The organism is Kitasatospora sp. NPDC058032, assembly GCF_042885845.1.
Lineage (GTDB): Bacteria > Actinomycetota > Actinomycetes > Streptomycetales > Streptomycetaceae > Kitasatospora.
On sequence record NZ_JBHVRK010000040.1, the window covers coordinates 1 to 25250 of the forward strand.

The window sequence follows — 25250 nt, forward strand, 5'->3', positions numbered from 1 at the left end:
GCCCCCGCCGGAGGGCGGGGGCACGGGCGTTCCCGGGTGCGGGATCAGCACTCGATGACGTTGACGGCGAGGCCGCCGCGCGAGGTCTCCTTGTACTTGATCTTCATGTCGGCGCCGGTCTCCTTCATGGTCTTGATCGCCTTGTCGAGGGAGACGTGGTGGCGGCCGTCGCCGCGCAGGGCCATCCGGGCGGCGGTGACGGCCTTGACCGACGCCATGCCGTTGCGCTCGATGCAGGGGATCTGGACCAGGCCGCCGACCGGGTCGCAGGTGAGGCCGAGGTTGTGCTCGATGCCGATCTCGGCGGCGTTCTCGACCTGCTCCGGGCTGCCGCCGAGAACCTCGGCGAGGCCGCCGGCGGCCATCGAGCAGGCGGAGCCGACCTCGCCCTGGCAGCCGACCTCGGCGCCGGAGATGGAGGCGTTCTCCTTGAAGAGCATGCCGATCGCGCCGGCGGCGAGCAGGAAGCGGACGATGCCGTCCTCGTCGGCGCCCGGGATGAAGTTCAGGTAGTAGTGCAGGACGGCGGGGATGATGCCGGCCGCGCCGTTGGTCGGGGCGGTGACCACCCGGCGGCCGGAGGCGTTCTCCTCGTTGACCGCCATCGCGTAGAGGGTCACCCACTCCATCGCGTTGGCCGGGCCGATGCCCTCGGCGCGCAGCGCGCGGGCGGCCGCGGCGGCGCGGCGGCGCACCTTGAGGCCGCCGGGGAGTATGCCCTCGCGGGACATGCCGGCCCGGACGCACTCCTGCATGACCCGCCAGATCTCCAGCAGGCCGGCGCGGATCTCCTCCTCGGTGCGCCAGGCCTTCTCGTTCTCCAGCATCAGGCCGGAGATCGACAGGCCGGTCTCCCGGGTGAGCCGCAGCAGCTCCTCGCCGGTGCGGAAGGGGTACTTCAGTGCGGTGTCGTCGGGCTTGACCCGGTCCGCGCCGATCGCGTCCTCGTCGACGACGAAGCCGCCGCCGACCGAGTAGTAGGTCTTCTCCAGCACGGTCGAGCCGTCGGCCCGGAAGGCCCACAGCGTCATGCCGTTGGCGTGGTACGGCAGCGAGCGGCGCCGGTGCAGCACCAGCTGGGTGTCGGGGTCGAAGTCGATGGCGTGCACGCCGAGCAGGTGGATCCGCTTCTCGGCGGTGATCCGCTCGACGTCGCGGTCGGCCTGGTCGACGTCGATGGTGCGCGGGGAGGCGTTCTCCAGGCCCAGCAGCACCGCCTTCGGGGTGCCGTGGCCGTGGCCGGTGGCGCCGAGCGAGCCGTACAGCTCGGCGCGGACGGCCGTCACCTCGGTCAGCAGGCCCTCCGACTTCAGGCGGCGGGCGAACATCCGGGCTGCGCGCATCGGCCCGACGGTGTGGGAGCTGGAGGGACCGATGCCGATGGAGAAGAGGTCGAAGACGCTGATGGCCACGGAGGGACGTCCTTGTCTGGTCTCGTGGGTGGTGCCGGCAGGGAGGGGAGGACGGCGGTGGCGGGAGGGTGGGTCGGGCGAGGGCGGGCGGCTGACACGGGTCGGGGCACCGCGCGCACTCTCCAGTGTGCGCGGTGCCCCGGAATCCCCGGTGTCCGGGCGGGGTGAGCCCGGTCACCGGCCGCCGAACGGCGGGACCTACAGGTTGGGGTAGAGCGGGTACTTCTCGGCCAGGGCGGTGACCCGGGCCTTGAGCGCCTCGGCGGTGCCCTCGTCGAAGGCCGGCTTCAGGGCCTCGGCGATGATGTCGGCGACCTCGCGGAAGTCCTCGGCCTGGAAGCCGCGGGTGGCGAGCGCCGGGGTGCCGATCCGCAGGCCGGAGGTGACCATCGGCGGGCGCGGGTCGTTCGGGATGGCGTTGCGGTTGACGGTGATGCCGACCTCGTGCAGACGGTCCTCGGCCTGCTGGCCGTCGAGCCGGCTGTTGCGCAGGTCGACCAGGACGAGGTGCACGTCGGTGCCGCCGGACAGCACGGAGACGCCGGCCTCGGTGACGTCGGCCTGCAGCAGGCGCTCGGCGAGGATCCGGGCGCCGTCCAGGGTGCGCTGCTGGCGCTCCTTGAACTCCTCCGAGGCGGCGACCTTGAAGGCGACGGCCTTGCCGGCGATGACGTGCTCCAGCGGGCCGCCCTGCTGGCCGGGGAAGACCGCGGAGTTGATCTTCTTGGCGTGCTCGGCCTTGGAGAGGATGACGCCGCCGCGCGGGCCGCCCAGGGTCTTGTGGGTGGTGGTGGTGACCACGTCCGCGAACGGCACCGGGTTGGGGTGCAGGCCCGCGGCGACCAGGCCGGCGAAGTGCGCCATGTCGACCATCAGCAGCGCGCCGACCTCGTCGGCGATCCGGCGGAACTCGGCGAAGTCGAGCTGGCGCGGGTAGGCGGACCAGCCGGCGATGATCAGCTGCGGGCGGTGCTCCTTGGCGAGGCGCTCGACCTCGGCCATGTCGACCTGGCTGGTCTTGTCGTCCACGTGGTACGGCACCACGTTGTAGAGCTTGCCGGAGAAGTTGATCTTCATGCCGTGGGTCAGGTGGCCGCCGTGGGCCAGGTTCAGGCCCAGGATGGTGTCGCCCGGCTTGATCAGCGCGAACATCGCGGCGGCGTTGGCCTGCGCGCCGGAGTGCGGCTGGACGTTGGCGTGCTCGGCGCCGAACAGCGCCTTGATGCGGTCGATCGCGATCTGCTCGACCACGTCGACGTGCTCGCAGCCGCCGTAGTAGCGGCGACCGGGGTAGCCCTCGGCGTACTTGTTGGTCAGCACCGAGCCCTGGGCCTCCATGACCGCCACCGGGGCGAAGTTCTCGGAGGCGATCATCTCCAGGGTGGTCTGCTGGCGGTGCAGCTCGGCGTCGACCGCGGCGGCGATCTCCGGGTCGAGGGCGTGCAGGGACTGGTTCAGAACCGTCATGGTGGGGTCTTCCCGGGAGGAGGCGGGGCAGAGGGGGGCCGGCAGCGGGGCGGCCGTGGTGCGACGGCCGCCCCGGCGGTGGCTCAGGCCGAGGGGTTGGTGAGCGCGGTGTACTCGTCGGCGGTCAGCAGCTTGCCGGTCGACTCGATGCGGACCTTGAACAGCCAGCCACCCTCGAACGGCTCGCTGTTGACCAGGCTGTTGTCGTCGGAGACGGCCTCGTTGACCTCGGTGACCTCGCCGGTCACCGGCGAGAACAGGTCGCTGACCGACTTGGTCGACTCCAGCTCGCCACAGGTCTCGCCGGCGGTCACGGTGTCGCCGACCTCGGGGAGCTGCACGTACACGATGTCGCCGAGGGCGTCGGCGGCGTGCTTGGTGATGCCGATCGTGGCGACCTCACCGGCCTCGGAGGTGGTCAGCCACTCGTGCTCGTCGGTGTACTGCAGGTGCTGGGGGTTGCTCATGGCGTCATTCTCCAGGATGGGAAGCGGGTACGACGAAGCGGCCCGGCGCGCGGACCTGCCTCGCGTGGGAAACAGCGGGAAACCGGTGGGGGAGGGGCGTCAGCGGGCGCGCTTGTAGAACGGCAGCGCCACGACCTGGACCGGCTCGTGCTTGCCGCGCACGTCCACCGCGACGGTGGTGCCGGGGGCGGCGTGGGCCGCGTCCACGTAGGCCATCGCGATCGGCTTCTCCAGCGTGGGGGAGGGCGCGCCGGAGGTGATCCGGCCGATCGCCTCGCCGTCGGTGGAGACCACGGTGTACTCGGCGCGCGGCACGCGCTTGCCCTCGGAGACCAGGCCGACCAGCACCCGCGGCGCCTTGGCCTCGGCCTCGGCGGCGGCCCGCTCCAGGGCCTTGCGGCCGACGAAGGCGCCCTCGTTGGTGGTCTTGTCGAAGCGGACGACCCGGCCCAGGCCCGCGTCGAACGGGGTCAGGTCGGTGGACAGCTCGTGGCCGTACAGCGGCATGCCGGCCTCCAGGCGCAGCGTGTCGCGGCAGGACAGGCCGCAGGGGATCAGACCGCGCCCGGTGCCGGCCTCGGTCAGCGCCTGCCAGATGTGCTCGGCGTCGCCCGGGTTGCAGAAGATCTCGAAGCCGTCCTCGCCGGTGTAGCCGGTGCGGGCGAGCAGCACGTCACGGCCGGCCACCTGGGCCGGGAGGATCGCGTAGTACTTCAGGCCGGGCAGGTCGGCCTCGGTGGTGTCGGCCAGGATCCCGGTGGACTCCGGGCCCTGCACGGCGATCAGCGCGTAGGCGTCGCGGTCGTCGGAGACGACGGCGTTGAAGCCCTTGGCACGGGCGATCAGCTCGTCCAGCACCAGCTGGGCGTTGGAGGCGTTGGCGACGACCAGGAAGGCGTCCTCGCGCAGGCGGTAGACGATCAGGTCGTCCAGGATGCCGCCGTCCTCGGCGCAGATCATGGTGTAGCGGGCGCGCAGCACGCCGAGCGCGGAGACGAAGCCGACCAGGGCGTGGTCCAGCATCTCGCCGGCCTGCGGGCCGGTGACGGTGATCTCGCCCATGTGGGAGAGGTCGAACAGGCCGGCCTTGGTGCGGACGGCGAGGTGCTCCTCGCGCTCGCTGCCGTAGCGCAGCGGCATGTCCCAGCCGGCGAAGTCGGTCATGGTGGCGCCGAGGGCGCGGTGCAGCGCGTCGAGCGCGGTGAGGCGGAGGGACGACATGGCCAGGAACTCCTCGGTCGGGGCACTCAGGGGTGCGCGCGCCGGGACCGGCCCTGTCTCGGGGGCGGCGGACCCTGCGCGCGGGCATGCGGCGGCTGGGTCTCCCCATCTGTCGTCGTACCTGAGAGCTTCACCGTCCACTGCCCTGTAGGGGAACAGCATGGCGGCTTGCACCGTGGGTGGGCGGACGGCAGGGCCGTACGCCGCTTTCCAGATGTGCCTAACCCGTGCGGTAGGGGTGCCTGAGAGATTCCGGGGAGGACTTGCTCCTTCGGCGCCGGCTGTGCCGCCTGGACGGGGCACTCCGGACTCTCCCGCGCGGGTTCGAGCGGCCGGTATGGAGTTGGCGGGGCCTGGGTGGATGCCACCGCAGACGCGCACATCATGGCACGTCCGCCGGGACAAGGGGAGAGGGGGTTGCGTCACGTCGGGCCTGGCGGCCCGGGGCGGGGTGCCGAAACGCTAGGCTGCGGGCATCGGCGAGCAGAGGACGGTACGGCGGCGCATGGGGTACCCGGTGGAGCAGCAGGGGTGGGACGGGGCCGAGTCGGCGCCGCCGGGAGGCGCGTGGCCGGCCAACGAGCTGGAGCAGGTGCTCACCGCCGCGCTCGGCGACCCCGGTGCGACCCCGCGGGTGATCGAGGTGCTGGCGCGCAGCCAGGTGTGGATCCCGCTGCCGTCGGGCGGCGGCCCGCAGGGGCAGTCGCTGGACCTGCCGACGATCGAACTGGCCGGCGACCCCTATGTCCCGGTGTTCTCCTCGCAGGAGGTGTTCGTCCAGCAGGCGCCCGGGATGGCGTTCGCGGTCGCCCCGGTGTGGGAGTTCGCCCGCGGTCTGCCGCTGGGCGTGGGCATCGCCGTCAACCCCGAGGCGGCGGTGGGCATCCCGGTGCCGCCGGAGGGCGTGGCGGAGCTGCGCCGCGGGCCGCGCGAGGACCGCTGGGCCGACGCTCCGGACGCCGTGCAGGCTCCGGGCGGCGGCCGGGTGGCGCTGCGCGAGCCGGTGCCGGGGGAGGACCCGGAGGCGTTCCTGGCCGCCTGCCGCGCGGAACTCGCGGCGCTGCCGGGAGTGCTGACCGCCCGGCGGGCGCTGGCGAGCGTCGAGGGCGAGCCGACCGTGATGTTCGTGGGCGTCCAGCTGGATCCGGGGGCCCCCGCCGACCCGGCTGCGGTGAACGAGGGATTGGGCCGCGCACTGGGAACCGCACCGCTTCCCGGAGGCGTCCACCTCGTACTGCTCGACCTCGCGGACGATCCGGTGGTCGACTGGTTGGTGAACCGGGTCGCGCCCTTCTACGTGCGGGGCTGACCCGGCCCCGGCCGTCCGTCCGGCAGCCGTCGGACGGGGTGCGGGCGGGGAGGCGGTGCGGACCCTGGCACGGTGGCGTGGCGGCGGTCGGTGGCCGCCCCATAGGGTGCGTGCTGACGGCCGCCGGGCCGCCGGTGACGGACGAGGAACGAAGAAGCGCAGCGAGGTGGGCGCATGAGTGCGGGATCGGTAGCTGGCGGTGCACCGGGGCCCTGGGGCCAGGCGCCCACCGGACGCCCGGATCCGGGCGCGCTGGAGCGCGCGCTGCGCGAGGTGGCGCCGGAGCGCTACGAGGCCTACGAGACGATGCTGCACGCGCTCGCCGAGGGCCGGGTCTGGATGCTGCTCTGGCACGGCACGCCGGGCAGCGCGGACGCCCAGTACGGGAACATGGAGATCAGCGGCCACGGCTACGCGCCGGCCGTCACCTCGCCCGAGCAGCTGGCGGCGTCCGGCTGGGCGCGGGCGCACGAGGTGATCTCCGGCCGGGAGATCGCGGCCTCGCTGTACCGGACCCGGTGGGGCCTGTGGCTGAACCCGCACGCCCCGGGCGGCGGGGTGGGCGTGCCGTGGGCGGACCTGCGCCGGGTCGCCGCGGGCCTGGACCGGCTGCCGGCCGGGCCGCTGAAGCTGAGCGAGCCGCAGGTGCCGGCGCAGCAGTTCTTCGCGCTGCTGGAGCGCCAGGCGGTCGAGGTGCGCGCGGTGAGGGCGCTGCGCCGGGCCTGGGTGCGGCCGTCGGTGGGCGAACCGTACCTGGCGATCGGCCTGGACCTGTACGAGAGTTCGCCGCCCACGGTGGAGGCGGTGCGGGCGCTGATGCAGCGGGCGATCGCGGTCGCGCCGGAGGGGCTGGCGGTCTCGACGGTCGCGATGGCGGACGAGTACGACCCGGTGGCGCTGTGGATGCGGGCCAACGCGCGCCCGTTCTACGACCGGGAGGCGGCCGGGCACGGCCGGCCGGCGACGGGGCCGTACCCGCCGGTGCCGCCGCCGTACACCGCGCAGCAGGGGCCGGCCCAGGGGCACGGCTTCGGCTACGGCACGCATCCGCCGGCGCAGGGCTGGCCGGGGCAGCAGCCGCCGCAGCAGCCGTGGCCCGGCTACCCCGGTCGCTAGGGCCTCTCTTTCGGATCACGCCGGGCGGTCGCCGCCGGAGCACGCACCTCGCCGGCTTGTCGTCGGTCGCCGATGCTCCGCATGGACTCCCTCCTCCGTGCCGCCGATGCACGCACTCCAACGACGCCCGCTTGTCCGACGTGATCCGAAAGAGAGGCCCTAGGCCCTCTCCGCCTTCTCCCGGACCGTCCCGGGCGCGCTCAACACCCGTCCCTGAGGCCGGCTTGACACAGTGTCAGGCCGGTCTCGGTGCTTTTCCGGACGTTCCCGGTGAAGTGGGTGGCAGACATCTTGACATGGCTGTTACAGCTGTGTGAAGAGGGCTATGCCGAAGATCGGGGAGGTGCATGCGCACAGATCACAGTTGGGCATCTGTCGGTTGGCAGGGCTGGCGCAAGCCAGTTCGGATGGCAGAGAGTTCTGCAACAGCCCACAGCGCGTGGTTGGCGTCCCACAAAGGCGAACGCGCTGGCGGACCGCATGATCCACGTGACGCCCATCCCGCGTGGCAGCAGCACTGAGCACGTCGTACCGCTGGGGAAGCACCCCACCCGTACTCCCGCACCTCCGCACCCAAGCACGTCCGCACCAGCCGAGCCGCCGATCCCGGCGTCCGGCACCCGTGGGCCGGCCACCGTCGGCGAGGGGACCGAACTGACCATGACCGCACCCATCAAGACCGCCGGCAACGCACCGGAGGCAGACGCCGCCGCGAGCCCGGCCAAGAAGATCGAGGGCCGCTCGCTCGGCCGGATCGCCTGGACCCGCTTCAAGCGGGACAAGGCCGCCGTCGCCGGCGGTGTCGTGGTGATCCTGCTGATCCTGCTCGCCGTGCTCGCCAAGCCGATCGAGTCGATCTTCGGCCTGGACCCCGACGCCCTCAACCAGGACCTGCTGGACGCCGACCTCGGTGGCCTCCCGCTGGGTGACTGGGGCGGCATGAGCTGGGACCACCCCCTCGGCGTCGACCCGCTGCAGGGCCGTGACCTGCTGACCCGTGTGATCGAGGGCTCCTGGGTCTCCCTGCTGGTCGCCTTCGGGGCGACCGTGCTGTCCAACACCATCGGCACCGTGCTCGGCGTCATGGCCGGCTACTACGGCGGCTGGGTGGACGCCGCGATCAGCCGGGTGATGGACGTCTTCCTCGCCTTCCCGCTGCTGCTCTTCGCCATCGCGATCTCCACCTCGCTGCAGGGCGGCGCGTTCGGTCTGCACGGCCTGCCGCTGCACATCGTGGTGCTGGTCTTCGTGATCGGCTTCTTCAACTGGCCCTACATCGGCCGCATCGTGCGCGCACAGACCCTCTCGCTGCGCGAGCGCGAGTTCGTCCACGCGGCCCGCAGTCTGGGCGCCCGGGGCCCGTTCATCCTGTTCAAGGAGCTGCTGCCCAACCTGGTCGGCCAGATCCTGGTCTACGCGACCCTGCTGATCCCGACCAACATCCTCTTCGAGGCCGGTCTGAGCTTCCTCGGCGTCGGCATCCAGCCTCCGCAGGCCTCCTGGGGCGGGATGCTCCAGGACGCGATCCGGTACTACCAGGTGGACCCCCAGTACATGGTGGTCCCCGGTCTGGCGATCTTCATCACCGTGCTCGCCTTCAACCTGCTCGGCGACGGGCTGCGTGACGCCCTCGATCCCAAGAGCAACTGACCACACGTCAGGATCCCTCGTTCAGCCATCACTTCCTCAAGGGGTTGATCTCACCCATGCGTAGGTCCCGCACCGTCGCGCTGACCGCCATGGCCGCCGCCGCGGTCCTGGTCGTCACCGGCTGCTCGTCGAGCAAGAAGAGCGACGACACCAAGTCCACCTCCGCCGCCACCGGCACCGAGGCCGCCGGCGGCTCCGGGGCCAACGCGGCCACCAAGAACATCGTCAACGCCTCGGACAAGAAGGGCGGGACGGTCACCTTCGAGATGAAGGGCACCCCGGACTCGCTCGACCCGGGCAACACGTACTACGCCTACATCTACAACTTCTCGCGTCTGTACGGGCGTCCGCTCACCACCTTCCAGCCGGGCGCCGGCGAGGCGGGCAACAAGCTCGTCCCGGACCTCGCCGAGTCGCTCGGCCAGGTCAGCGCGGACGGCCTCACCTGGACGTACAAGCTGCGCAAGGGCCTGAAGTTCGACGACGGCACCCCGATCACCTCGAAGGACGTCAAGTACGCCGTCGAGCGCTCCAACTTCGCGCCGGACGTGGCCTCCAACGGTCCGACGTACTTCAAGGAGCTGCTGGTCGACAACGAGACGCCGTACGCGGGTCCGTACAAGGACAAGACCGGCGACCTCAAGTCGATCGAGACGCCCGACGACACCACGATCGTCTTCCACCTGAAGCACGCCTTCGCCGACTTCGACTACCTGGTCAGCGCCCCGCAGACGGTCCCGGTCCCGCAGGCCAAGGACACCGGCGCCGACTACGTCAAGAAGATCGTCTCCTCGGGCTCCTTCAAGTTCGAGTCCTACGAGGACGGCAAGCAGGCCGTCCTGGTCCCGAACACCAACTGGGACCAGAGCACCGACCCGATCCGGAAGCAGCTGCCGGACAAGATCGTGCTCAAGATGAACATCGACCAGGCCACCATCGACAAGGACCTGCTGGCCGGCAACGCCCAGGTCGACCTGGTGGGCGGCGGCGTCGACCCGCAGACCCAGGCGCAGATCCTGCAGAACCCGAAGCTCAAGGCGAGCACCGACAACGCCTACGGCGGCCGCCTGGTCTACATGGCGATCAACACCGACGTCGCGCCGTTCGACAACATCGAGTGCCGCAAGGCCGTGCAGTACGCGGTCGACAAGGTCTCCGTGCAGACCTCGCTCGGCGGCCCGATCCGCGGCCAGGTCGCCAACACCGTGCTCCCGCCGGACATCCCGGGCCACCAGGACTTCAACGTCTGGGAGACCAAGGACAACAAGGGCGACGAGGCCAAGGCCAAGGAGGCCCTGAAGGCCTGCGGCAAGGACGGTGGCTTCAGCACCGTGCTGTCCGCCCGCACCGAGCGCGCCACCGAGGTCGCCGCCGCGACCTCGATCCAGGCCGCGCTGAAGAAGGTCGGCATCAGCGCCGAGATCCAGCAGTACCCGCAGGGCAAGTACCTGGCCGACAGCGCGGGCGCCCCGGCGTTCGCCAAGGAGCACAACATCGGCCTGATGATGATGCAGTGGGGCGCCGACTGGCCGACCGGCTACGGCTTCCTGCAGCAGATCGTCGACGGCCGCGCGATCAAGGCCTCCGGCAACAGCAACCTGGCCTCGCTGAACGACGCCGCGGTCAACAAGCTGCTCGACGACGCCGCGACCAACCCGGACAAGGCGGCCCGCGAGAAGATCTACGGCGACATCGACAAGAAGGTCATGGACCAGGCGGTCTACGTCCCGCTGACCTACTTCAAGGTCTTCCTGTACCGCCCGGACAACGCCACCAACCTCGCGTCCACGCCGGCCTTCTCGGGTGAGTACGACTACCTGAACATCGGCACCACCAAGTAAGAGCCTGGCTCCGCATCCCTGAAGGCAGGTGAAGGCAGCGGCGCCCGCCGCCGTCCGGAGGATCCCGGACGGCGGCGGGCGGCCGGAGCCGACCAACTGTGTTTGCCTACATCATCCGCAGGATCTTCGCGGCCGTGCTGCTGCTGCTGGTCGTCAGCGCCGTCACCTTCGCGATCTTCTTCCTGCTCCCGCGTCTCGCCGGCGAGACGGTCGACCAGCTGGCCACCCAGTACATCGGGAAGAACCCCTCGCCCGAGGCGGTCCAGGCGGTCAAGCAGAACCTCGGCCTCGACCAGCCGCTGTACACGCAGTACTGGAACTTCCTCAAGGCGCTGGTCACCGGAGCCGAGTACACCTTCGGTCCGGAACCGGCCACCTGCCACGTGCCCTGCTTCGGCTACTCCTTCAAGAACCACCTCGAGGTCTGGCCCGAGCTGTCCAAGCGGATCCCGGTCACCCTCTCGCTGGCCATCGGCGCCGCGGTGCTCTGGCTGGTCTCCGGCGTCGCCACCGGCGTCGTCTCCGCGCTCAAGCCGCGCTCGATCTTCGACCGGATCTCGATGGGCATCGCGCTCGCCGGCGTCTCGCTGCCGGTCTTCTTCACCGGCGCGCTGCTGCTCACCGTGTTCAGCTACGAGTGGCCGATCCTCGACAACCTCGAGTACACCAACTTCACCGACAACCCGCTGATGTGGGCCCGCAACCTGATCCTCCCGTGGATCTCGCTGGCCTTCCTCTACTCCGCGCTCTACGCCCGGCTCACCCGCGCCGGAATGCTGGAGACCATGAGCGAGGACTACATCCGCACCGCCCGGGCCAAGGGCCTGGTCGAGTCCAAGGTCGTCACCCGGCACGGGCTGCGCGCCGCGCTCACCCCGATCGTCACCATCTTCGGCATGGACCTCGGCCTGCTGCTCGGCGGCGCGCTGATCACCGAGCAGGTCTTCTCGCTCCAGGGCGTCGGCCAGTTCGCCGTCCAGGCGATCACCGACAACGACCTGCCGAAGATCCTCGGCGTCACCCTGCTGGCCGCCTTCTTCATCGTCCTCTGCAACCTCGTGGTTGACCTCCTGTACGCCGCTGTCGACCCCCGGGTGAGGCTGTCGTGACCGAGCTCCAGAAGACCCCGGCCCGCGCGGCCGCCCCGGGCGGCGAGGAGGCCTTCCTCTCGGTGCGGGACCTGCGGATCCACTTCGACACCGACGACGGCCTGGTCCGCTCCGTCGACGGGGTGAGCTTCGACCTCGCCAAGGGCCGTACCCTCGGCATCGTCGGCGAGTCCGGCTCCGGCAAGTCCGTCACCTCGCTGGGCATCATGGGCCTGCACCGCTCCAAGCGGGCCCGGATCACCGGCGAGATCCGGCTCGACGGCGAGGACCTCATCGCGGCCGGACCCGACCGGGTCCGCGAACTGCGCGGCAAGAAGATGGCGATGATCTTCCAGGACCCGCTCACCGCGATGCACCCCTACTACACGGTGGGGCAGCAGATCGTCGAGGCCTACCGGGTGCACCACCCGCAGGCGAGCAAGCGGCAGGCCCGCGCCCGGGCCGTCGAGATGCTCGACCGGGTCGGCATCCCGCAGCCCGACCGCCGGGTCGACGACTACCCGCACCAGTTCTCCGGCGGCATGCGCCAGCGCGCCATGATCGCCATGGCGCTGGTCAACGACCCGTCGCTGCTGATCGCCGACGAGCCCACCACCGCCCTGGACGTCACCGTCCAGGCGCAGATCCTGGACCTCATCCGGGACCTCCAGGAGGAGTTCGGCTCGGCCGTCATCATCATCACCCACGACCTCGGGGTGGTCGCCGAGCTGGCCGACGACATCCTCGTCATGTACGGCGGCAGGTGCGTCGAGCGCGGCCCGGCCGAGACCCTCTTCGACGCGCCCGAACACCCCTACACCTGGGGCCTGCTGGGCTCGATGCCGCGCCTGGACCGCGAGCTGCAGGACCGCCTCGTCCCGGTCAAGGGCACCCCGCCCAGCCTGATCAACGTGCCGTCCGGCTGCGCCTTCCACCCGCGCTGCCCCTACGCGGAGCTGACCGGCGGGCGCTCCACCGAGGAGACCCCGAAGCTCACCGAGGTCGCGCCCGGACACCACGCCGCCTGTCACCTCGCGCTCGCCGAGCGGCACCGCATCTTCGCCGAAGAGATCGCGCCCCGGCTGTGAGCCCGGCCTCGTACCACCTTTCTGGAGAGAACCGATGACGGACACTCAGGCGGCGAGCATCCCCTCGCAGACGCCCGCCCCGGACCGGCGGCCGCTGCTCGAGGTGACCGGGCTGACCCGGCACTTCCCGATCCACAGCGGCCTGCTGCGGCGTCAGACCGGCGCCGTCCGGGCGGTCGACGGCATCGACTTCACCGTCCACGCCGGTGAGACCCTGGGCGTCGTCGGCGAGTCCGGCTGCGGCAAGTCGACGATGGGCCGGCTGGTCACCCGGCTCGACGAGCCCACCGGCGGCACGGTCGAGTTCGAGGGCGTCGACATCACCCACCTGGGCGTCGGGGCGATGCGGCCGCTGCGCCGCGACATCCAGATGATCTTCCAGGACCCGTACTCCTCGCTGAACCCCCGGCACACCGTCGGCACCATCGTCGGCGCGCCGTTCAAGCTGCAGAACGCCGCGCCCGAGGGCGGGATCAAGAAGGCCGTCCAGGAACTGCTGGAGCTGTGCGGGCTCAGCCCCGAGCACTACAACCGCTACCCGCACGAGTTCTCCGGCGGGCAGCGCCAGCGCATCGGCATCGCCCGGGCGCTCGCCCTGCGGCCCAAGATGATCGTCGCGGACGAGCCGGTCTCCGCCCTGGACGTCTCCATCCAGGCCCAGGTGGTCAACCTGCTCGACGACCTCCAGCGGGAGCTCGGGCTGACCTACCTGATCATCGCGCACGACCTCTCGGTGGTCCGGCACGTCTCCGACCGGGTCGCGGTGATGTACCTCGGCAAGATCGTCGAGATCGCCGACCGGGACTCGCTCTACCGCAGCCCGAGGCACCCCTACACCACCGCGCTGATGTCCGCCGTGCCGGTGCCCGACCCGCGCCGCCGGCAGCGCGCCGGGCGGGAGCGGATCCTACTCAAGGGCGACGTGCCCTCGCCGATCAACCCGCCCAGCGGCTGCCGCTTCCGCACCCGCTGCTGGAAGGCCCAGGAGATCTGCGCGAGCCAGGAGCCGCCGCTCACCGCGGCGACGGCGGGGCACCAGGTGGCCTGTCACTTCCCCGAGGGCGGCGAGGGGAACAGCTAGTACAGCCCCGAGGGCGGCGAGGGGAACGGCTGGCACAGCCCCGAGGGCGGCGAGGGGAACGGCTGGCACGGCCCCGAGGGCGGCGAGGGGAACGGCTGGCACAGCCCCGAGGGTGCCTCCGGGGACAAGGCGCCCGCCTCCGCGTGACCGTCCGATCGGAGGGGAGGCTCGGCCGGGTCACACTGGTGCGGTGACCTCGCAGATCTTCCCCTCCGACGTGCAGCAGTCGCTGGACCTCGTCGGCATCTTCGTCTTCGCCCTCTCCGGCGGGCTGCTCGCCGTCCGCAGGAACATGGACATCTTCGGCATCTGTGTGCTCGCCGAGGTCACCGCGCTCGGCGGCGGCGTCATGCGCGACCTCGTCATCGGGGCCACCCCGGTCGCCGCCTTCACCAATCTGGGCTACTTCGTCGATCCGCTGATCGCCGCCGTGGTCGTCTTCTTCCTGCACCCCGAGGTCGAACGGATCAACCGCGCCGTGCAGACCCTCGACGCGCTCGGCCTCGGCCTGTTCTGCGTCACCGGCACCGCCAAGGCCCACGACTTCGGCCTCGGCGCCGTCCCCTCCGTCGCCCTCGGCATGGTGACCGCGGCCGGTGGCGGCGTCATGCGCGACGTCCTGGCCGGCGAGATCCCCTCGCTGCTGCGCTGGGACCGCGAGATCTACGCCGTGCCCGCCCTGGTCGGTGCCGCGCTGGTCGCCGTCCTGATCGCCCTCGACGGCCTCACCGCCGTCACCGGCACCGCCGCCGCGCTCACCGCGTTCGGCCTGCGGATGCTCGCCCTCAAGTACGGCTGGCGCGCACCACGGGCCTGGCACCGCAACGGTTCTCGCACCAGCGAGGAGTAGGCGAGCCGCCGTACGCCAGCGAGATCGCCTCCGCCGTGCAGAGCAGCTCGGGCACCAGCTTCACCAGCTCGGCCGGCGACACCCGGTCGGTCGGCGCCGAGAGGGCGCAGGCCGCGACCGCCCGCCGGTCACTGCCCGCCACCGGCGCCGCCACGCAGGTCCCCGCCTCCGGGTGCTCGGCCGACTCCGCCGCCCAGCCCCGCCGGCGCACCGCCGCCAGATCGGCCGACAGCTCCTCCTCCGCCCGGCCGTCCTGCGGCAGCCCGGCCAGCAGCACCCGGCCGATCGCCGTCCCGGCGGCCGGCGCCCGCCGCCCGATCCGGGTCGGCCGGCCCGCCGCGCCGCTCCACCGCCCGGCCAGCTCGTCCAGGTACAGCACCTCGTCGTCCTGCAGCACCGCCAACTGCACCGTGCAGCCGAAGCGCTCGTGCAGCGAGGCCAGGTACGGCGCGGCGACCTGCCGGACGTCGATCTCCTGCAGCGCCCGCTGCGCCAGCGACAGCACCCGGCCGCCCACCCGGTAGCGCCGGTCGGACAGCCGGTGGACGAATCCGTGCTCCTCCAGCGTGCGCAGCAGGCGCAGCGCGGTGGACTTGTGCACGCCGATCGAGGTGGCGGCCTGTTCCAGGGTGGCCGGGCCGTCGCCGAGGGAGCCGAGCAGGGTCAGGGCGCGATCGACCGACTGCGACATTCCGCCCCCTGAGTCCTGGTTCCGGTCCGGCCGCGTGGTGGTGGCCGTCAGGCTAGCCGCTCGTGGGCCGCGCCCCGTACCGGGTTGCCCGGACGGGCAGCGCCGCGGTGCGCGGCGTCCGGTGGCCTGATCGGTCCGGTGCGAGCCGGGGGGCCTCTACAATCGGATGGTTATGCCATACCTGGACCATGCGGCGACCACGCCGATGCTGCCCGAGGCGATCGCCGCGATGTCGGCGCACCTGGGGGTCGTCGGCAACGCTTCCTCCCTGCACGCGGCCGGCCGTCGGGCCCGCCGGGTGGTCGAGGAGGCCCGCGAGTCGCTGGCCGAATCGCTCGGCGCCCGGCCCAGCGAGATCATCCTCACCGGTGGCGGCACCGAGTCCGACAACCTGGCGGTCAAGGGCCTGTTCTGGGCCCGCCGCGGAGCCGACCCGGCCCGTACCCGGGTGCTGTGCAGCCCGGTCGAGCACCACGCGGTGCTGGACGCGGTGCACTGGCTCGCCGAGCACGAGGGCGCCACCGTCGACTACCTGCCGGTGGACGCGCTCGGCCGGGTCCACCCGACGGCGCTGCGCGAGGCGATCGAGCGCGACCCGGCCTCGGTCGCGCTGGTCACCGTGATGTGGGCCAACAACGAGGTCGGCACGGTCCAGCCGGTCGCCGAACTCGCCGCGGTGGCCGCCGAGTACGGCATCCCGATGCACGCCGACGCGGTGCAGGCGCTCGGTCAGGTCCCGGTCTCCTTCGCCGACTCCGGACTCACCGCGCTCACCGTCACCGGTCACAAGATCGGCGGCCCGTTCGGCATCGGCGCCCTGCTGCTGTCGCGCGGCGCGGCGCCGGTCCCGCTGCTGCACGGCGGCGGCCAGGAGCGCGACGTGCGCTCCGGCACCCTGGACGCGCCCGGCGCCGCCGGCTTCGCCGCCGCGGCGGCCGTCGCCGTCGAGCGGCGCGCGGAGCACGCCGTCACGCTGGGCGCGCTGCGCGACGAGCTGGTCGCGGCGGTGCTGGCCGCCGTCCCGGACGCGGTGCTCAACGGCGACCCGGTGGTGGAGGGGCGGCTGCCCGCCAACGCGCACTTCTCCTTCCCCGGCTGCGAGGGCGACGCCCTGCTGATGCTGCTCGACGCCCAGGGCATCGAGTGCTCCACCGGCTCGGCCTGCTCGGCCGGCGTCCCGCAGCCCAGCCACGTGCTGCTGGCGATGGGCGTCGACCCGCTGCTGGCCCGCGCCTCGCTGCGCTTCTCGCTCGGCCACACCTCCACCCGGGCCGATGTCACCGCCCTCACCGAGGCCATCGCGCCGGCCGTCCAGCGCGCCCGCAACGCGGGTCTCGCCGCCGTCCGGCGCTAGGGTCCGGGCGGCGGGGAAACCCCGGCGGAATGCCGGGCGGCACCACGTACGCTTGGACTCATCATGACTGACTTCCCGGGTGCCCCGACCGCTCCGTCCGCCACCGGCCGCCTGCGTGTGCTCGCGGCGATGTCCGGCGGGGTGGACTCCGCCGTCGCCGCCGCCCGCGCCGTCGAGGCCGGGCACGAGGTGACCGGCGTGCACCTGGCGCTCTCCAGCAACCCGCAGTCCTTCCGGACCGGTGCGCGCGGCTGCTGCACCATCGAGGACTCCCGGGACGCGCGCCGCGCCGCCGACGTGATCGGCATCCCGTTCTACGTCTGGGACCTCGCCGAGCGCTTCCGCGAGGACGTCATCGACGACTTCGTCGCCGAGTACGCGGCCGGCCGCACCCCCAACCCGTGCCTGCGCTGCAACGAGAAGATCAAGTTCGCCGCGCTGCTGGACAAGGCGATCGCGCTGGGCTTCGACGCCGTCTGCACCGGCCACTACGCCCGGATCGTCGACCTCCCGGACGGCTCGCGCGAGCTGCACCGCGCCGTCGACGCCGCCAAGGACCAGTCCTACGTGCTCGGCGTGCTCGACGCCGAGCAGCTCGCCCACTCGCTCTTCCCGCTCGGCGACACCACCAAGGACGTCATCCGCGAGGAGGCCGGGCGGCGCGGTCTGGCCGTCGCCAAGAAGCCGGACAGCCACGACATCTGCTTCATCGCGGACGGCGACACCCAGGGCTTCCTGGCCCAGCACCTCGGCACCGCCACCGGCGATATCCTGGACGTCGACGGCACCAAGCTCGGCGAGCACGACGGCGCGTACGGCTTCACCATCGGCCAGCGCAAGGGACTGCGGATCGGCCGCCCGGCCGCGGACGGCAAGCCGCGGTACGTGCTCGACATCTCCCCGGTGAACAACACCGTGACGGTCGGCCCGGTCGAGGGCCTGGACGTCACCGGCCTGACCGCCGTCCGCCCCCGCTGGTGCGGCACCGAGCCGCTGGCCGACGGCCGCTACACCGCCCAGCTGCGCGCCCACGGCGAGGAGGTCCCGGTGGACGCCTCGGTCGTCGACGGCACCCTCCACGTCGCCCTCGACACCCCGGCCCGCGGCATCGCCCCCGGCCAGGCCGTGGTGCTCTACGACGGCACCCGCGTCGTCGGCTCCGCCACCATCGCCACCACCCGGCGCCCGGCCGTCACCGTCTGAGCCCGGACTCGGCCGGCACCGCCCGCGCCGCCGGCCCGGCGGCGCGGGCGGCATTCAGCGAGAGCGGTTGATCAGCACCAGAGCCGCAGCGAGGACGTGGAGAGCGGCCGCCACTGAAACCCCGTACGCGGCCCAGACCCGGACGGAATCGGTGTCGGGGTCGTCATCCGACGGCTTCACCGGGTGATCGTCAGGTCGGCGTGGACGACCTTCCCGGCCGGTTCGAGGGTCACGCCCCAGCGACCGTCGGTCAGGCGATCCACCAGGGCCAGGCCGCGGTGGCACTCCTCCTCCGGGGAGGCGCGAATCAGGACCGGAAGAACACACGAGCCGTCGCGCACTGTGATCCGCAGGGTCGTCCGCGAGAGCTGCCGGACCGCGACCGTCATCTGTTGCCGGCATCCGGTCTTCGCGGCATTGGTGACCAACTCGCTGCCGACCAGCGCGGCCGCGTCGACCAACCCGTCCAACCCCCACCCCGTGAGCGTCGTTCGGAGGAACCGGCGCGCCTGGCCGGCCGCTTCCGGGAGATAGGGCAACAGCACTTCGGCCGGTGCCGGGAGTGAGGTCGGGGAGGCATCGGAAGACGCCTGAGTCTCCAACAGGACGTGCTGCATGAGAACTCCAAGGTGCAGGCCCTCGCAGGCCATCTCCTCTAGATGAGGCTCTGCCATGCACTCATGTACATGAGTGCATGGCAGAAGAGTGCCCGACTCCTGTACATGAGTCAACCTGTCGCGGGAGAGTCCCGCGACAGGTTGCCGGAGCCGATTGCTCCTCAGTCCCGCGCGGGGAAGCGGTAGTCGAGGACGAACTGGTCGGCGGCCATGACGGTGTCGCACACCTCCACCACTCGCCCGTCCGTGGAGATGGCGTCGCGCACCAGGTGGATCACCGGCGCGCCCGGGCTCAGGGCGAGGGCCTTGGCCTCGGGCCTGGTCGCGAGACGGGCCCGCACGGACTCGGTGAACTCGGCGAGGGAGTACCCGTGTTCTTCGAGGCGCGCATAGATGCCGCCACCGCCGGGATTCTCGGCGAAGACCTCCGGGATGTCCTTGGCCACGTCCCACGGGAGGTAGGAGGTGGCTTCCTCCGTCGGGACGCCGTCCCGGAAGTACCGGCGCTTGCGGGCCAGTACCTGGGTGCCGACGGGAAGGTCGAGGCGCTCGGCGATCTCCGGCGGTGCCGGTGTGGGGCCCACGAACAGCACTGCCACGGACGGGACACCGCCCGACGCCTCCGCCTCGGCGAGGTAGGCGGCCTTGCCGGCATTGCGGTGGGTGCGGCGGAAGCGGTCCGCGGACTTGCGCTGAACCGGTGGGCGGGAGCGGACGAAGGAGCCGCGGCCGTGGTGCGTCTCGATCAGCTGGGCCGTTCGAAGCTCTGCGATGGCCTTGCGCACTGTCCCGGACGCCACTCCGTACCGCTGCATGAGTTCGGCTTCGCTGGGCACGGTCGCGCCGGGCGCAAGCACTCCCGATGTGATCTGCGCGGCGAGATCGGCCGCGATCTGCAAGTACTTCGCTGTGGCCGCCGAGGCCACGTCACCATTCGCCATAGTCCTTCAAGGCTCCTATTCTCCTGCACATGAGTAACAGCGCCGGGAAGTCCGAGTCAACGCCGCTCCACTCGGTGTCCGTCGCAGGGGTGGTGGTGCGGGAGGACGGCCGGGTGCTGGCGATCCGGCGGGCCGACAACGGGGCGTGGGAGCCGCCGGGCGGGGTGCTGGAGCTGACGGAGGCCGTGGAGGACGGCGTGCGGCGGGAGGTGTTCGAGGAGACCGGGATCAAGGCCGGCGTGGAGCGGCTGACCGGCGTCTACAAGAACGTGAGCCGCGGAATCGTCGCCCTGGTGTTCCGCTGCCGCCCGGAGAGCGGCAGCGAGCGGCTCTCGGAGGAGTCGACCGCCGTCGACTGGCTCACGCCGGGCGAGGTCTGCGACCGCATGGCCGAGGTGTACGCGGTGCGCATCCTGGACGCTCTCCGGGACGGCGCCGAACCGGCCGTGCGGACCCATGACGGTCGGCATCTGCTTGGCTGGTCGTCGTCGGATGCGCCTGAAGACCCGGAGGGACGGCATGAGCTTCTACGAGCAGCACCGTGATTTCATCGAGGAGCTGGAGCGGATCGCCCCGGAGGGCGTCCGGATCGAGTGGTCCGGGGACACCCTGATCATGCAGGCGTCGCCGTCGAACATCCATCAGCTCAACATCGCCCAGGTACGCAGGCAGTTCGAGCGGCATGCCCCGGACGGCTACCTCCCCAGTGAACGCAGCGAGATCGTCAGCCCGGACGTCTCCAAGGGGCGCGAGCCCGATCTGACCTACCTACCGGTGGAGGTCCTCTCCGAGTCGGGCAATCGCGCCCCCGCCGCCGAGGCGCTGATCGCGGTGGAGGTCGTCTCGCCGTCCAACCCGGGCAACGACTGGATGGACAAGCTGCACGACTACGCCGTGATGCGCATCCCGCTCTACCTGATCGTGGACCCGCGCGAGCAGACCGTGACGCTGTTCTCCGAGCCCGACCACGACCGGTACCACACCCGCAGCGACCGGAAGTTCGGCGACGAGATCCACATCCCGGAACCCTTCGGCTTCGTGCTGAGCCTGGAGGCGCTCGTGCCGTACAAGGGCTGAGGAACAAAGGTGGTGAAGGAGGGCGCCAGGGCGTGATAGACCGGATTCCACTATGAATATCTGCGTTTTCTGCTCCGCTGCCTCGCTCGACGACCGGTACTCCGCCCCCGCCGCCGAGTTCGCCCGGCTCCTCGGGGAGGGCGGGCACACCCTCGTGTGGGGCGGCTCCAACACCGGCCTGATGGGGGAGCTGGCGGACGGGGTGAAGGCGGCCGGCGGGCAGCTGGTCGGGATCTCCGTCGAGTTCCTGAAGCACAAGTCGTACGAGGGCGCCGACGAGCTGGTCGTCACCGCCGACCTCGCCGAGCGCAAGGCGCTGCTGCTGTCGCGGGCGGACGCGGTCGTCGTGCTGGTCGGCGGGCTGGGCACGCTGGACGAGGTCACCGAGGTGCTGGAGCTCAAGAAGCACGCGCTGCACGACAAGCCGGTGGTCGTCCTGGACACCGAGGGGTTCTACGCGGGCCTGCGGACCCAGATGGAGCGGATGGACGCGGAGGGCTTCCTGCCGCGCCCGCTGGCCGAGCTGATCACCTTCGCCGACACCCCGGCCCAGGTCTTCGAGCAGCTGAAGGCCTGAGAGGATCGGGACCATGGCCACTCATCTGATCACCGGCGCCGGCTCCGGCATCGGCGCCGTCCTCGCCGAACGTCTCGCCGCGCGCGGCGACGAGCTCTGGCTGCTGGCCCGCGACGCCCGTCGGGCCGCCGAGCTGCGCGAGCGCTTCCCCGGCGCGAAGACCCTGGTCGGCGACCTCGGCGACCCGGCCAAGCTGTCCTGGGCCTTCGGACACCAGGCGCTGCCGGTCGAGCTGGACTCGCTGCTGCACGTGGCGGGCGTGGTCGAGCTGGGCCCGGTCGGCGAGCTGCCGGTCAAGGCCTGGCAGGACACCCTGAACGTCAACCTGGTCGCCCCCGCCGAGCTGACCCGGCTGCTGCTGCCCTCGGTGCGGCTGGTGAAGGGGCACGTGGTGTTCGTGAACTCCGGTGCCGGGCTGCGGGCGAGCGCCGAGTGGTCGGCGTACGCGGCGAGCAAGCACGGGCTGAAGGCGCTCGCGGACGCGCTGCGGCTGGAGGAGCACGGCAACGGCGTGCGGGTCACCTCGGTGTACCCGGGCTGCACCGCCACCGCGATGCAGGTCAAGGTGCACCAGCAGGAGGGCAAGGCGTACGACGCCGGGCAGTGGATCGAGCCCGAGTCGGTGGCCAAGGCGGTCCTGGCCGCGCTGGACGCCTCCCGCGACGCGGAGATCACCGACATCACCGTCCGCCCGGGGCGTTAGGCGCAGGGTGGCGGCGCACTAGGCTCGGGCGGGTGAGCAACGGACACCCCTTCCCCGACCTGGTCGGCGCCGCCACCGGCGTCGGCTCGCTGCCCGGTACCGACGCCCGGGAGGCCGCCAAGACCTCCACCGGCGCGCTGGAGCACCTCCCGTTCCTCCCGGAGTTGCCCGCCCGCGGGCCCGGCGCCGACATGATCGGGCGCTCCGCCGGCCTGCTGGTGGAGCTGTTCGCGCAGACCGAGCCGAGCGGCTGGCGGTTCGCCGACCGTCCCGGCCGGGACACCCGGCGCGCCCACTCCTGGCTCGGCGAGGACCTCGACGCGCTGGAGGAGTTCACCCAGGGGTACACGGGTGCGCTCAAGGTGCAGGCGGTCGGCCCGTGGACGCTGGCCGCCTCCGTCGAGCTCAAGCACGGCGAGAAGGCCCTCGCCGACCCCGGTGCCTGCCGCGACATCGCCGGCTCGCTGACCGAGGGCCTGCGCCGCCACCTCGCCGAGGTCCGCCGGCGGGTGCCCGGCGCGGAGGTGGTGCTCCAGCTCGACGAGCCCTCGCTGCCCGCCGTGCTGGCCGGCGAAGTGAAGACCGCCAGCGGCTTCCAGCGGCTGCGCGCGGTCGACCGCCAGCTCGCCGAGGAGGCGCTGCGGGACCTGATCGGCGCCCTGGACGCGCCCGTCGTGGTGCACTGCTGCGCGCCCCGGGTGCCGCTGCCGCTGCTGCGCCGGGCCGGGGTGGCCGGCGTCTCGCTGGACTTCTCGCTGCTGACCGAGCGTGAGGACGACGACCTCGGCGAGGCGGTCGAGGCCGGCACCGTGATCCTCGCCGGTGTCGTTCCCTCCACCGACCAGGCCCCCGCTCAATCAAGGGCGATGTCGGACCCGGCCGGTAGTGTCCAGGGTGTCAGGACGTTGTGGCGCAGGCTCGGGTTCGCCCCGGAGCTGCTGGGCCGTCGTGTGCTGGTGACGCCCACCTGCGGGCTGGCCGGGGCCTCCCCGGCCCATGCGCGCACCGCGTTGTCACTCAGTGTGAAGGCGGCCCAGAGCCTGGTGGACAACCCGGAATGAGATTGACGGAGGGCTTGCGGTGGTGGCTGTCGAGGGCTGGGAGGACGTTCCGGCGGAAGTGCGCAAGCGGCACGCGGAGCTGGCGGCCGAGATCACCGACCACCGGGCCCGCTACTACGAGCAGGACGCGCCGGTCGTCAGCGACGCCGAGTTCGACACGCTGATGCGCGAGCTGGAGGGGCTGGAGGCGGAGCACCCGGCGCTGGTCACCCCGGAGTCGCCCACGCAGCGGGTCGGCGGCGCGCCGACCCTGCTGTTCGCCCCGGTCGAGCACCGGGAGCGGCTGCTCAGCCTGGACAACGCGATGGACGACGAGGAGCTCGCCGCCTGGGCCGAGCGGGTCGCCACCGAGCTGGCCGGCATCGAGTACCACTACCTGTGCGAGCTCAAGGTGGACGGCCTGGCCGTCAACCTCACCTACGAGAACGGCCAGTTGGTGCAGGCGGCGACCCGCGGCGACGGCCGGGTCGGCGAGGACATCACCGCCAACGTCCGCACCATCAAGGAGATCCCGCACCGGCTCCGGGGTGACGACGTCCCGGAGCTGGTGGAGATCCGCGGCGAGGTCTACTTCCCGACCGAGGCCTTCGAGGCGCTCAACGCCTCCTTCGCGGAGGAGAACGAGCGCCGCCGGGTGGAGAACGAGGAGCGCGCCAAGGAGGGCAAGCGGCCCCGGGCGATGATCCGGCTGTTCATGAACCCGCGCAACGCCGCCGCCGGCTCGCTGCGCCAGAAGGACCCGCTGGTCACCGCCTCCCGTCCGCTGCACATGGTGGTGCACGGCATCGGGGCGCGCTCCGGCTTCGACATCGACTGCCAGTCGCACGCCTACGACCTGCTGCGCGCGTGGGGCCTGCCGACCGCGCGGCACAACCGGGTGGTCGGCACGCTGGCCGAGGTGCGGGAGTTCATCAAGAACTTCGGCGAGCAGCGGCACTCGGTCGAGCACGAGATCGACGGCGTGGTCGTCAAGGTGGACGAGATCGCCCTGCAGGGCCGGCTCGGCTCCACCTCGAAGTCGCCGCGCTGGGCGATCGCCTGGAAGTACCCGCCGGAGGAGGTCACCGGGAAGCTGGCCGCGATCAAGGTCGGCATCGGCCGCACCGGCCGGGCCACCCCGTACGCGGTGCTCGCCGAGCCGGTGAAGGTGGCCGGCTCGATGGTGCAGTACGCGACGCTGCACAACCAGGAGGTCGTCAAGGCCAAGGACGTCCTGCTCGGCGACACCGTGGTGCTGCGCAAGGCCGGCGACGTGATCCCGGAGATCCTCGGCCCGGTGTACGACCTGCGGGACGGCACCGAGCAGGCGTTCGTGATGCCCTCGCACTGCCCCGAGTGCGACAGCGAGCTGCGGCCGATGGCCGAGGGAGACATCGACCTGCGCTGCCCCAACGCCCGCTTCTGCCCGGCCCAGATCCGTGAGCGGATCGCCTTCCTCGGCGGCCGCTCGGCGTTGGACATCGAGGGGCTCGGCTACGTCGCGGCCACCGCGCTGACCCAGCCGCTGGAGCCGGCCGAGGCGCCGGTGGGCAACGAGGGCGACATCTTCGGCCTGACGGTCGAGCAGCTGCTCCCGATCAAGGTGCTGGTGCGCGACCAGAAGACCGGCATGCCGAAGCTCGACGACGAGACCGGCGAGGAGAAGGAGGTGTTCTTCTTCGCCACCACCGCCGGTGCGCCGAAGAAGAACACCGGGCTGATGCTGGAGAACATCGAGAAGGCGAAGGACCGCCCGCTCTGGCGCTTCCTCAACGGCCTCTCGATCCGGCACGTCGGCCCGGTGGCCGCCCAGGACCTCGCCCGGGAGTTCCGCGACCTGGACGCGATCTTCGCGGCGAGCGAGGAACGGCTGGCCGCCACCGAGGGCGTCGGCGCGGGCACCGCGCGGTCGATCATCGAGTGGTACCAGGTGGACTGGCACCGGGAGATCGTCGAGAAGTGGCGCGCCGCCGGCGTCCGCTTCACCGAGGAGGCCGCCGAGGAGGAGGGCGAGCGCCCGCTGGAGGGGCTGACGGTCGTCGTCACCGGCACCCTGGCCGGGCACACCCGGGACGGCGCCAAGGAGGCGCTGACCTCGCGGGGCGCGAAGGTGACCGGCTCGGTCTCGAAGAAGACCCACTTCGTGGTCGCCGGCGACAACCCGGGGTCCAAGTACGACAAGGCCGTGCAGCTCGGGCTGCCGGTCCTGGACGACCAGGGCTTCGCGATCCTGCTGGAGCAGGGGTCGGCCGCCGCCCGGGTCCACCTGGGGCTGCCGCCGGAGCCGGAGGAGGTGCCGGTGAAGAAGGCGCCCGCGAAGAAGAAGGCCGCCGCCACCGCCAAGGCGGAGGCGGGGACGGAGACGGGTGCGGAGGCGCCCGCCGCCGCACCCGGGGAGGAGCCCGCCGAGGACTGACCCGCGCGCGGAAGCCCCGAATCCGGCTTGTTATCGTCCTG

23 protein-coding genes and 1 riboswitch are annotated in these 25250 nt (G+C 71.9%); of the genes, 16 read left to right on the top strand and 7 right to left on the bottom strand.

The window, feature by feature from the left end; translation table 11 throughout:
* Positions 1-44 precede the first annotated feature (44 nt).
* From ACFVUH_RS35090 to gcvT, 4 genes are all read right to left on the bottom strand, one after another.
* Positions 45-1412, bottom strand: a complete 1368-nt coding sequence (locus tag ACFVUH_RS35090) for an L-serine ammonia-lyase (RefSeq protein WP_387917592.1) — start codon at positions 1410-1412, stop codon at positions 45-47.
* Between the two features lie 198 nt (positions 1413-1610).
* Positions 1611-2879 (bottom strand): serine hydroxymethyltransferase, encoded by a 1269-nt coding sequence (gene glyA / locus ACFVUH_RS35095; RefSeq protein ID WP_355372702.1) that lies wholly within the window; start codon positions 2877-2879, stop codon positions 1611-1613.
* An 83-nt stretch (positions 2880-2962) separates the two neighbouring features.
* A complete protein-coding gene (gene gcvH / locus ACFVUH_RS35100; RefSeq protein ID WP_355372699.1) occupies positions 2963-3346 on the bottom strand; it encodes a glycine cleavage system protein GcvH in 384 nt (127 codons plus the stop codon).
* 99 nt (positions 3347-3445) lie between these two features.
* Positions 3446-4567: a glycine cleavage system aminomethyltransferase GcvT gene (gene gcvT / locus ACFVUH_RS35105; protein ID WP_355372696.1), complete on the bottom strand. Its 1122-nt coding sequence runs from the start codon at positions 4565-4567 to the stop codon at positions 3446-3448.
* A 220-nt stretch (positions 4568-4787) separates the two neighbouring features.
* Positions 4788-4894: riboswitch (glycine riboswitch) on the bottom strand.
* Between the two features lie 178 nt (positions 4895-5072).
* Between gcvT and ACFVUH_RS35110 the strand changes: the two genes are divergently transcribed.
* The 8 genes from ACFVUH_RS35110 (at position 5073) to ACFVUH_RS35145 (ending at position 14590) form a co-directional block, all read left to right on the top strand.
* Positions 5073-5876, top strand: a complete 804-nt coding sequence (locus tag ACFVUH_RS35110) for an enhanced serine sensitivity protein SseB (protein WP_355372693.1) — start codon at positions 5073-5075, stop codon at positions 5874-5876.
* A gap of 174 nt (positions 5877-6050) precedes the next feature.
* Positions 6051-6992, top strand: coding sequence for an enhanced serine sensitivity protein SseB C-terminal domain-containing protein (locus tag ACFVUH_RS35115; RefSeq protein WP_387917595.1), 942 nt, complete (start codon positions 6051-6053; stop codon positions 6990-6992).
* A gap of 660 nt (positions 6993-7652) precedes the next feature.
* A complete protein-coding gene (locus ACFVUH_RS35120) occupies positions 7653-8642 on the top strand; it encodes an ABC transporter permease (RefSeq protein ID WP_387917597.1) in 990 nt (329 codons plus the stop codon).
* 56 nt (positions 8643-8698) lie between these two features.
* Positions 8699-10483 carry an ABC transporter substrate-binding protein gene (locus ACFVUH_RS35125; protein ID WP_387917598.1) on the top strand — a complete coding sequence of 595 codons (1785 nt, stop codon included), beginning with the start codon at positions 8699-8701 and terminating at the stop codon, positions 10481-10483.
* Positions 10484-10581: 98 nt separating this feature from the next.
* Entirely contained in the window at positions 10582-11592 is a 1011-nt protein-coding gene (locus tag ACFVUH_RS35130) for an ABC transporter permease (RefSeq protein ID WP_387917599.1), read from the top strand.
* On the top strand, positions 11589-12659 hold the full coding sequence (locus ACFVUH_RS35135; protein WP_387917601.1) for an ABC transporter ATP-binding protein: 1071 nt from the start codon (positions 11589-11591) through the stop codon (positions 12657-12659). The genes ACFVUH_RS35130 and ACFVUH_RS35135 overlap by 4 nt, the downstream gene beginning before the upstream one ends.
* A 34-nt stretch (positions 12660-12693) precedes the next feature.
* Entirely contained in the window at positions 12694-13740 is a 1047-nt protein-coding gene (locus tag ACFVUH_RS35140; RefSeq protein ID WP_387917602.1) for an ABC transporter ATP-binding protein, read from the top strand.
* 190 nt (positions 13741-13930) lie between these two features.
* The gene (locus tag ACFVUH_RS35145) at positions 13931-14590 is read left to right on the top strand and encodes a trimeric intracellular cation channel family protein (protein ID WP_355374551.1); all 660 of its coding nucleotides are present in this window, start codon (positions 13931-13933) and stop codon (positions 14588-14590) included.
* On the opposite strand, the gene ACFVUH_RS35150 is transcribed toward ACFVUH_RS35145, so the two are convergent.
* Positions 14526-15281 (bottom strand): IclR family transcriptional regulator, encoded by a 756-nt coding sequence (locus ACFVUH_RS35150; RefSeq protein WP_355374548.1) that lies wholly within the window; start codon positions 15279-15281, stop codon positions 14526-14528. The genes ACFVUH_RS35145 and ACFVUH_RS35150 overlap by 65 nt on opposite strands.
* A 172-nt stretch (positions 15282-15453) precedes the next feature.
* Between ACFVUH_RS35150 and ACFVUH_RS35155 the strand changes: the two genes are divergently transcribed.
* Both ACFVUH_RS35155 and mnmA read left to right on the top strand, forming a co-directional pair.
* Positions 15454-16635 (top strand): cysteine desulfurase family protein, encoded by a 1182-nt coding sequence (locus ACFVUH_RS35155; RefSeq protein WP_387917605.1) that lies wholly within the window; start codon positions 15454-15456, stop codon positions 16633-16635.
* Positions 16636-16698: 63 nt separating this feature from the next.
* A complete protein-coding gene (gene mnmA / locus ACFVUH_RS35160; RefSeq protein ID WP_387917607.1) occupies positions 16699-17838 on the top strand; it encodes a tRNA 2-thiouridine(34) synthase MnmA in 1140 nt (379 codons plus the stop codon).
* Between the two features lie 176 nt (positions 17839-18014).
* On the opposite strand, the gene ACFVUH_RS35165 is transcribed toward mnmA, so the two are convergent.
* Together ACFVUH_RS35165 and ACFVUH_RS35170 are read right to left on the bottom strand one after the other, a co-directional pair.
* On the bottom strand, positions 18015-18455 hold the full coding sequence (locus ACFVUH_RS35165; protein WP_387917609.1) for an ATP-binding protein: 441 nt from the start codon (positions 18453-18455) through the stop codon (positions 18015-18017).
* Between the two features lie 161 nt (positions 18456-18616).
* Positions 18617-19396, bottom strand: a complete 780-nt coding sequence (locus ACFVUH_RS35170; protein WP_387917610.1) for a GntR family transcriptional regulator — start codon at positions 19394-19396, stop codon at positions 18617-18619.
* Positions 19397-19413: 17 nt separating this feature from the next.
* Here ACFVUH_RS35170 and ACFVUH_RS35175 point away from each other — a divergent pair, with 17 nt between their 5' ends.
* The 6 genes from ACFVUH_RS35175 to ligA are packed head-to-tail and all read left to right on the top strand — an operon-like array spanning position 19414 to position 25209.
* A complete protein-coding gene (locus tag ACFVUH_RS35175; protein WP_387917625.1) occupies positions 19414-19941 on the top strand; it encodes an NUDIX hydrolase in 528 nt (175 codons plus the stop codon).
* On the top strand, positions 19916-20473 hold the full coding sequence (locus ACFVUH_RS35180; RefSeq protein ID WP_387917612.1) for a Uma2 family endonuclease: 558 nt from the start codon (positions 19916-19918) through the stop codon (positions 20471-20473). The genes ACFVUH_RS35175 and ACFVUH_RS35180 overlap by 26 nt, the downstream gene beginning before the upstream one ends.
* 52 nt (positions 20474-20525) lie before the next feature.
* Positions 20526-21050, top strand: coding sequence for a TIGR00730 family Rossman fold protein (locus ACFVUH_RS35185; protein WP_355374533.1), 525 nt, complete (start codon positions 20526-20528; stop codon positions 21048-21050).
* A 13-nt stretch (positions 21051-21063) separates the two neighbouring features.
* Positions 21064-21753 (top strand): SDR family oxidoreductase, encoded by a 690-nt coding sequence (locus tag ACFVUH_RS35190; protein ID WP_387917614.1) that lies wholly within the window; start codon positions 21064-21066, stop codon positions 21751-21753.
* Between the two features lie 32 nt (positions 21754-21785).
* A complete protein-coding gene (locus ACFVUH_RS35195) occupies positions 21786-22814 on the top strand; it encodes a methionine synthase (RefSeq protein ID WP_355374529.1) in 1029 nt (342 codons plus the stop codon).
* Positions 22815-22836: 22 nt separating this feature from the next.
* Positions 22837-25209: an NAD-dependent DNA ligase LigA gene (gene ligA / locus ACFVUH_RS35200; RefSeq protein ID WP_387917627.1), complete on the top strand. Its 2373-nt coding sequence runs from the start codon at positions 22837-22839 to the stop codon at positions 25207-25209.
* Positions 25210-25250 lie beyond the last annotated feature (41 nt).